Annotated in this window: 14 protein-coding genes; 7 read left to right on the top strand and 7 right to left on the bottom strand. The window is 48.9% G+C overall.

Annotation, left to right across the window (positions count from 1 at the left end; genetic code table 11):
• Positions 1–43: 43 nt before the first annotated feature.
• The 5 genes from H6F51_02340 to H6F51_02360 all read left to right on the top strand — a co-directional run bounded on the left by H6F51_02340 (position 44) and on the right by H6F51_02360 (position 5,683).
• Entirely contained in the window at positions 44–835 is a 792-nt protein-coding gene (locus tag H6F51_02340) for an rRNA pseudouridine synthase (GenBank protein MBD1821358.1), read from the top strand.
• Positions 832–1,650, top strand: a complete 819-nt coding sequence (locus H6F51_02345) for a helix-turn-helix domain-containing protein (protein MBD1821359.1) — start codon at positions 832–834, stop codon at positions 1,648–1,650. The genes H6F51_02340 and H6F51_02345 overlap by 4 nt, the downstream gene beginning before the upstream one ends.
• A 42-nt stretch (positions 1,651–1,692) precedes the next feature.
• Entirely contained in the window at positions 1,693–3,531 is a 1,839-nt protein-coding gene (locus H6F51_02350) for a DUF2075 domain-containing protein (GenBank protein MBD1821360.1), read from the top strand.
• Between the two features lie 342 nt (positions 3,532–3,873).
• Complete coding sequence (gene sigC, locus H6F51_02355) at positions 3,874–5,109, top strand: RNA polymerase sigma factor SigC (protein MBD1821361.1); 1,236 nt, start codon at positions 3,874–3,876, stop codon at positions 5,107–5,109.
• A gap of 109 nt (positions 5,110–5,218) precedes the next feature.
• A complete protein-coding gene (locus H6F51_02360; protein ID MBD1821362.1) occupies positions 5,219–5,683 on the top strand; it encodes a transcriptional repressor in 465 nt (154 codons plus the stop codon).
• An 11-nt stretch (positions 5,684–5,694) separates the two neighbouring features.
• Here the strand turns inward: H6F51_02360 and H6F51_02365 are convergent, their stop codons facing one another.
• Complete coding sequence (locus tag H6F51_02365; GenBank protein ID MBD1821363.1) at positions 5,695–6,696, bottom strand: peptidoglycan-binding protein; 1,002 nt, start codon at positions 6,694–6,696, stop codon at positions 5,695–5,697.
• Positions 6,697–7,006: 310 nt separating this feature from the next.
• On the opposite strand from H6F51_02365, the gene H6F51_02370 reads away from it, so the two are divergent.
• Together H6F51_02370 and H6F51_02375 are read left to right on the top strand one after the other, a co-directional pair.
• Positions 7,007–8,362 (top strand): amino acid permease, encoded by a 1,356-nt coding sequence (locus H6F51_02370; protein MBD1821364.1) that lies wholly within the window; start codon positions 7,007–7,009, stop codon positions 8,360–8,362.
• A gap of 27 nt (positions 8,363–8,389) precedes the next feature.
• Positions 8,390–9,013 carry a class I SAM-dependent methyltransferase gene (locus tag H6F51_02375; protein ID MBD1821365.1) on the top strand — a complete coding sequence of 208 codons (624 nt, stop codon included), beginning with the start codon at positions 8,390–8,392 and terminating at the stop codon, positions 9,011–9,013.
• Between the two features lie 73 nt (positions 9,014–9,086).
• On the opposite strand, the gene H6F51_02380 is transcribed toward H6F51_02375, so the two are convergent.
• The 6 genes from H6F51_02380 to H6F51_02405 form a co-directional block, all read right to left on the bottom strand.
• The gene (locus H6F51_02380; GenBank protein MBD1821366.1) at positions 9,087–9,245 is read right to left on the bottom strand and encodes a hypothetical protein; all 159 of its coding nucleotides are present in this window, start codon (positions 9,243–9,245) and stop codon (positions 9,087–9,089) included.
• Positions 9,246–9,299: 54 nt separating this feature from the next.
• A complete protein-coding gene (locus tag H6F51_02385; protein MBD1821367.1) occupies positions 9,300–9,935 on the bottom strand; it encodes a methyltransferase domain-containing protein in 636 nt (211 codons plus the stop codon).
• Between the two features lie 54 nt (positions 9,936–9,989).
• A complete protein-coding gene (locus H6F51_02390) occupies positions 9,990–10,574 on the bottom strand; it encodes a TetR/AcrR family transcriptional regulator (protein MBD1821368.1) in 585 nt (194 codons plus the stop codon).
• Between the two features lie 260 nt (positions 10,575–10,834).
• Positions 10,835–11,704, bottom strand: a complete 870-nt coding sequence (locus H6F51_02395) for an ABC transporter ATP-binding protein (GenBank protein ID MBD1821369.1) — start codon at positions 11,702–11,704, stop codon at positions 10,835–10,837.
• Positions 11,705–12,535 (bottom strand): nitrate ABC transporter permease, encoded by an 831-nt coding sequence (gene ntrB, locus H6F51_02400; protein MBD1821370.1) that lies wholly within the window; start codon positions 12,533–12,535, stop codon positions 11,705–11,707.
• 2 nt (positions 12,536–12,537) lie between these two features.
• Positions 12,538–14,121, bottom strand: coding sequence for an ABC transporter substrate-binding protein (locus H6F51_02405; GenBank protein MBD1821371.1), 1,584 nt, complete (start codon positions 14,119–14,121; stop codon positions 12,538–12,540).
• Positions 14,122–14,146 lie beyond the last annotated feature (25 nt).

The raw sequence follows: 14,146 nt of genomic DNA on the forward strand, positions 1-14,146 counted from the left end.
GTTTCCTCCGAAACCCACCGTTTTTCAGGCTTTAGGCTGCGCTATGCCCGAAAGAGTACAAAAAATTCTTTCACAATGGGGAATCGCCTCGCGTCGGCAGGCGGAACAGATGATCTTGGACGGGCGCGTCAAGCTGAATGGCGTAGTTGCTGAGTTGGGTCAAAAGGCTGATCCCGCCTGCGATCGCGTTGAAGTTGATGGACAGGTGATTCAAGCCACCGAGCGTCCGCAACTGATTTATTTGCTGCTGAACAAGCCAGCAGGGATCATCTCAACCTGCGATGATCCTCACGATCGGCGAACTGTTCTTGAGCTTTTACCAAAATCATTGCGGCAAGGACAAGGACTTCATCCGATCGGGCGATTAGATGTAGAATCAACCGGGGCGATATTGTTGACGAACGATGGCGAGTTAACCCACTATTTAACTCACCCCCGCCATCACATTCCTAAAACTTACGAGGTTTGGGTCAATGGAGAAGTCTCGCGCTCTGTTCTACAATACTGGCGCGAAGGGGTTATGTTGGATCACCGAAAAACCCTACCTGCTTCTGTTGAGGTTCTACGCCGTACTCCGTCTAGTACGTTATTGCGTATAATTCTTCGTGAAGGAAGAAATCGTCAAATTCGCCGAGTCGCCGAACAGTTGGGGCACCCTGTGCTTCAGCTACACCGGAGCGCGATCGGAGACATTCAACTCCACCCATCAGGCAAGCCCGCTTTAGCGGCGGGCCAGTATCGACCATTAGAAGACTTTGAAATTCGTGTATTGAAGCAGGGAATGAACCCACCCTTAGAGAAGTTGCCAGCACAGACGAAGGAGCAGCGCAGATGAAAAAGCAAACCCTCCCAACCAATCGAGAGCAAGCAGAGCGGCTGGCAGAGTTAGGTAATCGACTCCGCGATCGTCGCGAAGCTCAAGGCATCTCACTCGAAACCGTGGCGGGAACCACTTGTATTCAGCCGCGCTTGTTGAGAGCGATTGAGCAAGGAAAAATTGAAGAACTGCCAGAGCCCGTTTATATCCATAGCTTTATTCGCCAATATGCGGGCGCGATCGGGCTGAACGGCGTAGAGTTTGCCAGCGAGTTTCCGACGACTGGTTTTGTCGTGCAGCCGATGCGGACATCTTGGCGATCGCTACCGGGAGCACAGTTGCGCCCCATTCATTTGTACTTAATCTACATGGCGCTGATTGTCGGCGCAGTGAATGGGTTGTCCTATTTTCTCAATCGCTCCGCTCAGACTTCGATCGCTGCCATTGAAATGCAGCAACCGCCTGCATTGGTTGCGCCAATGGGCCCAACCCCCCCAAGGCAGCAACCGAGCTTCAAGACAGACTGGAAACACGAAGCTCCGACCTCCACTGCTAACAAGCCTGTTCGTGTTGGTGTAACGCTCACCGAGGAGTCTTGGGTGCGCGTGATGGCAGACAGCAAGGTGGAATATGAAGGACAACTGCCGAAGGGCGCTCAGCGGACTTGGACGGCTGATCGGCAAGTCGTGGTGCGGGCTGGAAATGCGGGCGGTGTGATTGTGACGTTTAACGAAAGCCAAGCCAAACCGCTGGGTCAACCTGGAGAAATTGAAGAGATGTCTTTTCCTCCTGAGCCAAGAATGGCAAAGCTGACAATCGATGAATTACGGTAATAAACTGGGGGCGTGAACCGCCCCTTTGTTTTTGTGTGCTGTATGTCGTGTATCCATTCAGGCTGGCTTGGATCGATCGCTGCGTTTCTCGCCTGTCCTACCGCCAGTTGGCTAGAAACGCTAGCGACGAATTATCAAACGTTATACCACCAGCAGCCCGCAGGAACGCAGCGGCAAGCGTGGGACGAATGTGGCGAAATTCTGCGATCGCAGCTTGAGCCGCTCCTGAATACTCGTCCTGATAGTAAGTCTTGGACATTGATATTCGAGTATGAGTTGCCTGGAGAAGGTGGGCGGCGACCGGATCTGGTGCTGCTAGGAGGGGGGCAGATCCTTGTTTTTGAGTTCAAACAGAAATCAGCCCTTTCAACGGCTGATTTGGATCAAGTCGCTGCTTATAGGCGGGATCTTGCCGAGTATCATCAAGCATCAGCTCACAATCCTGTCACTGCAATTCTGATTCCGACTCGCTACACAAAAGAGAATACAACTCGCAATGCAGTTCAAGTTCTAAATCCAACGCAAATTTCAACCTACTTAGAAACGCTAGTCGAAATACAACCGGAAATTGATGCGGATCGCTGGGTTAATTCATCTTATGAACCGCTCCCAACGGTGATTGATGCGGCGCGGCGGATCTTTCAGCAAGAACCGCTGCCTAGTATTAAACGCGCTCAAAGCGCGAGGATTCCCGAAATTTTGGACTATCTGGCTCAAATTGTCGATCGCGCTTCTCGGCAAAAAGAGCGGCACTTAATTTTGATCACAGGGGTTCCGGGAGCCGGAAAGACGCTCGTAGGATTGCAGTTTGTGTATCAGACGGAGCGCGATCGTCCAGCCATATTTTTATCCGGCAACCGTCCCTTAATTACAGTTCTCCAATATGCGCTTCAAAGCAAAGCCCTTGTGCGGGAGATTCGTAATTTTTACCTCCAGCACGAAGTGCGTCGTCAAACGGCGGCGCGAGAACATATTGTCGTTTTTGATGAGGCTCAGCGAGCTTGGGATGCCGATCGTATGTCCGAAAAATACGGCATTACCCGTGCGGCTCCGGGTGCAGTTTTGCGAATCTGTGAGCGAGTTCCTGATTGGTGTGTGTTGCTTGGCTTAATTGGTGAAGGGCAAACGATTCATGTGGGCGAGGAGGGTGGAATTGAGCAGTGGGATCAGGGCTTAAAGAGTGCGATCGAGCCTTGGCAGGTTCATTGTTCTACTGAGCAAGCGAAATATTTCGAGACGACAACCTACACCAATGATTTATTAAATCTCACCACTTCTTTGCGATCGCATCTCGCTAAGCACCTTCAGACCTGGGTTACTCATGTTCTCAATGGCGAAATTAATCAAGCCAAGTTAGTGATGTCTTTGTTAGCTTCAGAAGGATTTGATTGTTATCTCACTCGTGATCTTGAAACCGCAAAAAACTATTGTCGATCGCGTTACAAAGACCAATCAGATAAGCGTTATGGTTTAGTTGCCTCTTCACGATCGCGCAACTTAGTCAAATACGGAATTAGAAACGACTACATTTCAACTCAAAAACTCAATCTCGGCGCTTGGTATATCGATTCGCCCGACTCGGAAACATCTTGCTGTGCGTTTGATCGCGTGGTTACAGAATTTAGCTGCCAAGGCTTAGAACTTGATTTTCCTATTGTTGGTTGGGGTGACGATCTGATCTGGAGCAATGGCGCTTGGATGATGACTAAGTCCCAAAAAAACGTTCGCAATCCGCTGCAACTCCGAATCAATAGTTATCGAGTTTTACTCACACGCGGGCGAGACGGATTTATTATTTTCGTGCCCGAAGAAGCCAAAATGGACAGCACGTTTGAAGCCCTACGATCGTCCGGATTAGTCGCGCTTAACACTGAAGCATGAAGTCAATGAGTTCAAACTTTACAAATGACCGCCAGTGATATTAGGCAAAACACACTCTGATCTCTATCACGGCAGACGCTTTGACACTTGACTATGCTGAGGGAAATCGCTTTTGTACAAAACTTTACCTACATAAATTCCGAATTCCAGCCCTACTTCCCTGTATTAAGGCAGTAGAAGCTTCACGCGAAGCCCTTTCTGATATCGCATACCTTTAGCGTTTCAGCTTCCGTGGTTTCAACGTTTCCTGGAACTCCCGACCCTGTTCCTGAGTCCCAGACTACGGGAACAATAGTGAAGCAACCGACCGAACGATTTCCACATAGCGCACAAAGGAACATGATGCCAGCACCTTCTTTCTACGCTGATGCAGAATTTGATCCCTCCATCCTGGAGCCTTCGCCGACCTCGCCAGAGTTCGATCCGAATGCAGATTTGACTGAACTCGAAACCGAACTAGCAGGACAAGCTAGACTGTACGGCGCTGGACGGAAGACGACCGACCTGGTGAGACTTTACCTACAGGAAATCGGGCGCTATCCCTTGCTCGGACGCGATGAAGAAGTGTCTGAAGCGCAGAGAGTGCAGCGCTATATGAAACTTCTGGAACAGCGCAACGATGCTGCTGCCAAAGGCAGCGCCCCCATTCGTCGATATGTGGAGTTGATCGATGTCCGCGATCGATTGGTTTCGACGCTGACGCACCGCCCCTCCCTGGAACGGTGGGCTACCGAAGCCAAGATCGACGTTGCAGACTTGAAGCCGATGTTAGCGGCAGGCAAGCAGCACTGGGCAAAAGTGGTAGATCTCACGGTCGCCGAACTCGATCAGATACTCAACCAGGGGCTTGCAGCCAAGACGCATATGATTAATGCGAACTTGCGCCTAGTAGTCTCCGTTGCCAAAAAATATCAAAATCGCGGCTTAGAACTGCTCGACCTGATTCAAGAGGGTACACTGGGGCTAGAGCGAGCGGTGGAAAAATTTGACCCGACGAAAGGCTACCGATTCAGCACCTATGCGTATTGGTGGATTCGTCAAGGAATTACCCGCGCGATCGCAACTCAAAGCCGCACCATCCGGCTCCCCGTTCATATCACTGAAAAGCTCAACAAAATCAAGAAAGCTCAGCGCAAAATTTCGCAAGAAAAAGGGCGTACTGCGACGATCGAAGACATTGCAGTGGAGCTAGAAATGTCGCCGCCTCAAGTGCGAGAAGTCCTGCTCAAAGTGCCGCGCTCCGTATCGCTCGAAACTAAAGTTGGCAAAGAGCGCGATACCGAACTAGGCGATCTGCTCGAAACGGAAGAAGTTACGCCCGAAGAAACCTTGATGCGCGAATCGTTGAGACGCGATTTGCTGCAACTTCTAGCGGATCTAACGACTCGTGAGCGAGATGTAATTCAGATGCGGTTTGGCTTGGGTAGCGATGGGCAACCCTACTCGTTAGCAGAGATCGGACGCGCTTTGGAATTGTCCAGAGAGCGGGTTCGACAGATTGAAGCAAAAGCGCTGCAAAAACTTCGGCAACCGAAGCGCCGCAATCGAGTGCGTGATTATCTTGAATCGCTCAGCTAAAGGGCTTAACCCCTAACAGTTGCAGAATATTCTCAATTAGGCGAACTTATTGCAAGTCGCCTCTTTTTTTTGTATGCTATGATTCTCAAGAAAGGAGGCTTTGTTGACAATGTTGAACGCTCCTACTTACACCAGTGCTTCGCTCAAGGCTGAATTGAATGAAAAGGGATGGCGCTTAACACCGCAGCGCGAAACGATTCTTCAAGTGTTTCAAAAACTTCCTGAAGGTCAACATCTCAGCGCTGAGGATCTTTATCATGAGCTTCAGACGCAAGGCGAGGGCATTAGTTTATCGACCATCTATCGCACTCTCAAATTGATGTCCCGGATGGGCGTTTTGCGTGAACTCGAACTGGCAGAAGGTCACAAGCACTACGAAATCAATCAGCCCTATCCGCATCATCATCACCACTTGATTTGTGTGCGGTGCAATAAGACGATCGAATTTAAAAGCGATTCGATTCTCAAAACCGGAACAAAAGCAGCCCAGAAGGAGGGGTACCACATTCTAGACTGCCAGTTGACGATTCATGCGGTCTGTCCGACCTGTCAGCGATCGCTGCTGCCGCTCTAGCTATTCAAAAGCTATTCAAAAACGACGCGGGCATCGGTTAAGCCCCGTGATCGCAGGATATTCACTTGACGCTCTGCCTCTTCTGGTGTGGTGAAGCTGCCTGCACGAACGAAATTTCCTAAGCGATTCTGTCTTGGAACGGCATCTGGAATCACAGCTTGAATTCGATTAAACGAAGCAGAATCGGTAAAGGGAATAACCACCGAATAGCGGCGACTGTTTGAAGGAGTGCTTGAGCCGCCTGCTGCTTGTTGAATCGTCCGCAAGGTTTCTGGGTCAGCGTTCCCTGTTGGGGGCAGCGATCGCGATTGTTGGAAGCTCAAAACCGCCTGCTGAGTTTGGGTGCCAAAATAGCCTGTGACCGGAAGCGAATATCCAATGCGATTCAGTTGCTGTTGCAGGTCTGCTACTCGCGAGTTTTGGTCGCCTAATTGGAGTCCATTCCCCACATCAGGCGTGGGCGCTGGCGGTGTCGAACCATCAAGTACAGCATAAACCTGAGCATCCACCTCGCCGGTCTGAGAAAGACCAGAATCTCGCTGAAGTTGAATGACTGCGCTTTGCGTCTCTTGACCAAAAACGCCATCAACCTCACCGTAGTAGTAGCCGCGTGTTTGCAGTCGGCGCTGTAACTCTTCGACTCCTGCACCGCGATCGCCAACCTGCAATCGATTACCATATTGACTAGACCCAGTTCCCGGTTCGGGATTGCCCAATTCGAGAGCACGATAGGTTTCGGCTCCGACAATGCCATCGGGTGTGATGTTACGTTGCTCTTGACAGCGAATGACGGCATCGCGAGTTTGAGATCCAAAGAATCCGGTCGTCTCGCCGTCATAACAGCCTAAGGTTCTGAGGCGATCTTGTAGGGTGCTAACGGCTGTGCCTGAGTCTCCTTCTTGAAGAACAAGCTGTGCGGTTGCAGCCGAGGCAAAGCTAACAATGAGTCCAGCAAGGGTGCATCCAGCGATTGCACTCAAAACTTGGAGATTCGCAATGCGTGAGTTCTTCATAGACCTAGAATGAAGCATCTTGTGTTTACTGGCTAGATGCAGAGGTGCGATCGGTTCCATAGTTTTTTGAGCAACGTTTCTGGACAGGGATAAGATAATAGATCTTTCTCCTTAAAAATATATTACCCAGCAGAGATTCTACAAGACGGATTGACAAACTGAAATCGTCTAGCTCTGTCGACCTATGCCTTGCGTTAGATCGCACTTGCCACGTCAGCGAACTAAAATCCCTTGAAACCTTAATTTCGAGAATTTCACCCAAAGATTTAGTGTTTGCGCGACTGGTGATGGTTTTTAACTAGGTATTACTATGGGGTTTCCTAACTCTTCAGATTATTCAGAGTCGATCGCACCTTTGACCGCTGAACAGCCGCCCGGCCCAAAAACCGCTCTAACCGTAATTGATGCAGTGGCGCTGATTGTCGGTATTGTGATCGGAGCGGGAATTTTTGAGACTCCTGCGCTGGTTGCATCCAATACGGGCACGAATTTAACTGTGCTATTGGCTTGGATTGCTGGGGGAGTGGTTTCGCTGATTGGGGCATTGTGCTATGCCGAATTAGCCACGACTTATCCGCATGTGGGCGGTAACTATTACTATTTGCAGCGGGCTTACGGAAACGCGATCGCGTTTTTATTTGCTTGGGCACGCATGATGGTGGTGCAGACTGGCTCGATCGCGCTGTTGGCTTATGTGTTTGGAGATTATGCGTCTGAGATCTTGCCGCTGGGTGCTTTCTCTGGATCGATCTATGCGGCAGGCGCGATCGTGCTATTCACGCTGATCAACATTTTGGGATTGCGCCAGGGGAAAGGCGTTCAGAACTGGCTGACAGCGGCAAAAGTGCTGGGACTGGTTTTGGTGATTGTTGCAGGTTTGACGACTTCGGGCGCTGCGCCGCAAACCGTAACAGACGCGAAAATTTCGACAGATTGGGGCATGGCAATGATCTTTGTGCTGCTGTCCTACGGTGGGTGGAATGAGGCGGCTTATATTTCAGCCGAGATTCGTAATCCGAATCGGAATATTGCTCGATCGCTCTTTTGGAGCATTGGCATTATTGCCACGATCTATGTTGCCCTTAACTTTGCTTATTTGCATGGTTTGGGAGCCGCTGGTATGGCGAATTCGCCTGCGGTGGCTGCGGATTTGATGCGTCAGGCATTTGGGCAGCCGGGAGTTGTGTTTATTAGTTTTCTGATTGCGGTTTCAGCATTAGGTGCATTGAATGCGACTGTGCTGACCGGAGCGCGGACAAACTATGCCCTCGGACAAGACTCGAATGCGTTTCGATTTCTGGGGCAGTGGCAGTCGAGGCAGAATACGCCGATTCCGGCACTGTTGGTTCAAGGTGCGATCGCGCTTCTGCTGGTTGGGTTAGGGAGCTTGACCCGGAAAGGCTTTGAAACGATGGTAGATTATACGGCTCCGGTGTTTTGGTTCTTTTTCTTGCTGGTTGGCTTTTCGTTAATCATCCTGCGCTTTAAGGAACCGGGACGATCGAGTGCGTTTCGAGTGCCGTTTTATCCGCTTACACCGATTTTGTTTTGTAGTATCTGTGTTTATTTGCTGTATTCCAGTTTGGAGTATGTGAAAGTGGGCGCGATCGCGGGTGTGATTGTGGTCGCGCTCGGAATTCCCGTTTTATATTGGCAGCGTCGGTAGGTTCGATCGTTTTTAGGAGAAATCAGAATGATTGTTCGTCCTTTAGTGGTGTGTGCTGGAGTTTTCAGCTTAATGTTCGCTGGCTGTTCGCAAGTCGCTAATCTGATTCCGAAGACAGAGAATCAAGTTCAGACGCAAACTGCTAATCCAGAAAAGCAAAATCAACCTTCAACACCACAGTTGGATGTGCCTTATGTGCCGACACCCACCGAAGTAGTCGATGCAATGCTGAAGGTGGCAAAGGTAGGCAAGAAGGATGTGCTTTATGATTTAGGAAGCGGGGATGGGCGCATTCCCATCACTGCGGCTAAGCGATTTGGTACACGCGGATTTGGAGTGGATATTGATCCAGAACGCATTAAGGAAGCGAATGCGAACGCGAAAAAAGCGGGAGTGAGCGATCGAGTGAAGTTTGCTCAGCAAGATTTGTTTAAGACAGATTTGAGCAAGGCATCGGTGATTACGCTTTATCTATTACCGCGCATCAATTTGCAACTGCGCCCGAAGTTGTTGAAGCTCAAACCAGGAACGCGAATTGTATCTCATGCGTTTGATATGGGAGATTGGAAGCCCGATCGGGTGGTGAACGTGAAAGGAACGAATGTGTACTTCTGGACGGTTCCGAAAACGATTCCCGCGAATTTGAAATAGTTGAGCTTTGTGAGAGCGATCGCCTGATCGCTCTTTCATCAGTTCGACAATTTTTCATTTAACAATACTGTGTCTAATTCAAGGTGAGTTCGATACAAGTCTCGGTTGCGCTTGGATCTGCGGGTAGCCCCCAAATCCCTTGAGTGATAGAGGCAAAGCTGTGTAAGCGAAACACATTCAGCGCCACGGTGCGGAGAATTGCCCAGTTTTCAAGAGTGTGACCTGCACACATTGGCGCTGCGTCTGCTTTGAGGACAAAAAAAAGCCTGTCAAGTGATGATCGAGCTTAATCTTTAGTCGCTGTTGCAGCCATTAACCCCCACGCTCCAAACCGCAGCTTTGTGCTAGCTTCAATTCTGAGTTGCGATCGGGACAGAAAATCTTGAAGTTCTTTCTGCGTGTAACACTGCTTGTGGGCTGGATCAACGGTTTTCAAGACGACATCGCAGAGGCGACAGAGTAAAAAGTCTTTACACCAATCCAAAATCACAACTTTCCCACCTGGTTTAAGCACTCGTCGCATTTCTGCTAGGGCATCAAGTGGACAGTCAAAATAATGAAAAGCACTGGCACAAACTACAGTATCAAAGCATTTATCCTTCAGAGGAAGTGCGGTCACATTTCCTGGCTTAAATGTTACGGTGCTGTAGGGTTGAAGCTTTGCTTGAGCGATCGTGAGCATCTCTGTTGAGACATCAATTCCAACGATCTGCTGATTCGGATGGTCTTGCAACAACAATCGCTCAAACTCCCCTGTTCCACAAGCCACGTCTAGAACAATCTCATGGGAGCCAATTTGCGCCCACTGCTTCAGAAAAGTGAGTGTGTTTGTAATATAACTATGCCAACGTTGATCGTAGATCTTGGCAAGGCGATCATATTCTTGTTGAACGATCGTTTCAACCCTCTTGTTTGTACCCATTGATCAGCAAATCGATTTAAGCAGATTGAAGCGATTTTATCAGGAGAAATGAGTTTAGCGTAATGCCGATTGCACCGTCTGGCGAACCATGTCGAAGCTACGCTTGAGGCGAGCGGGCTGATTATAGAGGCGGCTCATTAACAGCACTCCTTCTATCTGGGTTAACACTTGTTCGGCAAGCAAAACAGGGTTGATTTCTGGTTTCAGCGCAGATTTTCCAGCTTGTAGAGACTGTGCAATTGCAGCCTGCCAAGCATCAAACACCTGAATGAGATGTTCTTGAAACGATGGGTCATGTTTTGCTAGATCTACAATCAAATTTCCTAGGAAACAGCCGCCGCAATCAGGTTCAGATTGATGTTTTGCCTCCAGACGATCGATCATGTCAAACACTTGCGCGATCGGGTCAGAAATTTGTTGAGCAGGCTCAATGATAACTGCTTTGATCTGGCTCCATTTGTAATCAATTAGCGCATGAGCTAATTCATTTTTTGATTGGAAATAATTGTAGAAACTGCCAGAAGAAGTGTTGCTTGCGGCAAATAACTCCTTTAGCCCGGTTGATTGAAATCCTTGGTGATGGATCAACTCAATAACCGAGGATAAAATATCTTCGCGAGTGCGCTTAAGATTGACCATTGTGGGGAAATGTGGCTAGCAGTGAAGCATGACTAAACAAGATTAAGGCTTCGCAGTCTTTGGATTTCTCTCGAATCAGAGATTTGAGAACAATCAGGCAAAGTCTAGCATAGTCCAAATCTTTGGGAAGAGTCGATGCTAAAAGACTGAAAGCCATTTTAACGAGTTAGATAGATTGGAGGTATCGCTATGATTCAAACCTTTCAGAATTGTTACATCAATCCCATCAAGGTTAGTCAAGCGATTCATCCGACGACAGCCTAATGTATCCGCGATTCTTCGATCGCTCGCGTTTCTCGCGACAGGTGTAGCTCTAGCTGTGCCTTCAACTCATGATAAGCCGGATACTGATCCAGGTTTTCGCGCTTGCGGGGACGAGCAAAGGGCACATCCAACACCTCTACGATTCGAGCTGCTGGGCCGCGACTCATCACCACAATTTTGTCGGACAGCAGCAGTGCTTCCTCGATACTATGAGTAATCAGAATCACGGTTTTGCGCTGTTGTTCCAGGATGCGGGCAATCTCATCTTGCAGAAAGCCCCGCGTCAACGCATCTAACGCTCCGAACGGTTCATCCATCAGCAAAATTTCTGGGTTAATTGCTAGAGCGCGGGCAATTCCCACCCGTTGCTTCATGCCCCCAGACAGTTCGTGAGGATGCTTGCGATCGGCTCCCTGCAATCCGACTAAATCAATGTACTCGCGCACAAGGTCTTTTTGTTTGGCAAGCGGCATCTGAGGATAGACTGTTTCGATCGCAAACCGAATGTTTTCGGCAACGGTCATCCAGGGCATCAGCGAATAGTTCTGAAACACGACACCGCGATCGGCTCCCGGATGATGTACCTGCTTTCCATTGATCAACACTGAACCCTGCGTGGGTGTGGTCAGTCCAGCAATAATATTCAGAAGGGTTGACTTACCGCAGCCCGAAGGTCCAATGATCGAAACAAAGGTATTCGGGGTGATGTCTAGATTGATATCCACGATCGCCACAAAGTCTTGAGAAGTGCGACGAAGCAGCTTATCTTGCCAGTGTTGCCGCCCTGGAAACACCTTGAACACATTTTGTAAGCTTAACTGAACAGAGGTATCTGTTTTAGTGCGATCGGTGTGGGAAGAAACCATCTACTTTTCTCCGAAAGAAACCCAGGTTTGCAACAATGCTAGTAGCTGATCGAGAACCAATCCGGTGACTCCAATGATGACGATCGCGGTAATAATACTGGTGATGCTCAAGTTATTCCACTCTGCCCAAACAAGGCTACCAATGCCGGTTCCGCCTACAATCATCTCTGCTGCTACGATTACAAGCCAAGAGATACCAATGCTAATTCGTAATCCAGCCACAATGCTCGGAGCCGCAGCCGGAAGAATGATTTTCCAGATCGTTCGCCAACGAGAAGCACCCAAAGTCCGAGCCACATTCAGATAGTCTTTTGAGACGCTACTCACTCCAAATTTAGTATTGATGAGCGTAGGCCAAATACTAGAAATTGCAATCACAAACAATGCGGTGCCTTCGGAGCTTTTCAGCAGCCCTAATCCTAGCGGCAACCAGGCTAAGGGCGATACCGGACGCATCAATTGAATAAATGGATTCACCGCTTTCGAGACGACTTCTGATAAACCAATCAAGACTCCTATTGGAATCGCGATCGCTGATCCAAGCAGAAATCCAGTCAGCACGCGCTGAAGACTAGCGATTAAGTGCAATCCTACGCCTTTATCGTTCGGACCATTGTCATAGAAAGGATCGCTAATCCAATTCCAAAAATCTGCGATCGTGCGACTTGCAGACGGCATCACGGGTGAGAAAATTTGCAGATTAACCCCCAATTCCCAAATGCCGAGCAGTGCGGTCAGCAGGACGAGAAACAGGACGATCGCTTGCAGGTTTTGGTTTTGCAGCAGTGAAGCAGAACGCGATCGAGGTCTAACAACAGGAGAAGTTGTCATAACTAAACTCCAAACTTCTTAATTTGCTCTTGTACATACGCAGAAGCATTCGCAGGGTTGAATTCACCCGTTTTAAGCTTTTCAACGCGGGTCGGTTCAGTGGGCGGATTTTGCCCAACCTCCTGTGCTAACTCTCGTGCCAGATCAGTCATAAAGGTTTGATTCGCAATTTCGTCATAGTTTGCTTTGGCTTCGGGCATCAAATCCCAGCGCACCATCTGAGATGAGATCCAAGCCGCGAAACTTTTCCAGGGATAAGTGTCAAAGCCAATACGGGTGGGGACATCCAGCGTGTTGCCTAGCCCATCCTCGAATTTCCCGGTTAACACAGCTTGCAACACGGGTTCTGGCTGGTTGAGGTACTTACGATCGCTCATCAGCCTAGCGATTTCTCCTCGATTTGCTGCGTTATCTGTGTAGGCAGCAGATTCAATAATTGATTTATTCACAGCTCGGAATGTGTTCGGATGAGCATCAATCCAAGTCTGGCTAGCAGCAAAGGCACAGCAGGGATGACCATTCCACAAGTCTTTGGTCAATAGATGAATAAAGCCAATTTTCTCGAAGACTGCCCGTTGCCCAAAGTTATCTGGCATCAAGAATGCATCAATTTGTCCAGCAGCCATCTTTGCAACCGAATCTGGCGGCGGCACAATCTCAATTTTCACATCCTGGTCTGGATTTAGCCCACCAGAAGCAAGATAGTAACGTAACAACAGATTGTGCATTGAATAAGGAAAAGGAATCCCGATCGACATTCCCTTGAAGTCTGCTGCCGTTTTGACGCGATCTTTGTGCTTGTTGGCGACTGCGATCGACTGTCCATTGATGTTTTCGATACTAGCAAGCTTAATTGGAAAAGCAGTAGAACCTAAACCCATAGAGATCGCGATCGGCATCGGCGACAGCATATGGTAAGCGTCTAACTCTCCTGCGATCGCGGCTTCTCGTACGGCTGCCCAGTTCGGCATTTTCTTCAACGTCACATTCAGCCCTTGCTTTTTGTAAAACTCTAAAGGTTCTGCGGCAACGATCGGAATTGAGCAAGCAATCGGAATAAAGCCGATCGTCAGATTCGATTTTTCTAAGTTAGTGGGAGCGGAGGCTGAAGCGGTTGAAGATTGAGTTTCGCGCCTGCTGCCGCAACTTGCGAGCGTCACCACTGCCGCAGCCGCAGCAACTTTAACCAAAAAATCTCGCCGCCGGAATCGGCTCAACCGCACCGCATCACCCAAGAATTCAACTGCATTCGGACCAAATGCGGCGGCAAAGGCTTCTTCTAATCCGCCTGCTTGTTGGATTAAGTCATTGCACAAGTCGCGCTGTTCTGGCTCTGCTTGATCAATCATTCGCAGCAGCAATGCTTTCTGAAATTCAGCATAAGTCAAGTTCTTAGCGAATTCCAATGTTGTGTCTGCATAGTGCCCCATCTTGATCAAGTCATCAATCAAATCAACTGGATCTTGAGGCATTCCTTCTAAAAATTTCCAGTGATCTTGCGATCGATGTGATCCACCACAAGCACAAGCTAACTCAGATAAAGAATAAACTCCGCTCGTCTCTAACAATTTCGTGTGTGCTGCCATGATCGTATGGTTCTGGTTATAACAA

This window comes from Cyanobacteria bacterium FACHB-DQ100 (assembly GCA_014695195.1).
Lineage (GTDB): Bacteria > Cyanobacteriota > Cyanobacteriia > Leptolyngbyales > Leptolyngbyaceae > Leptolyngbya.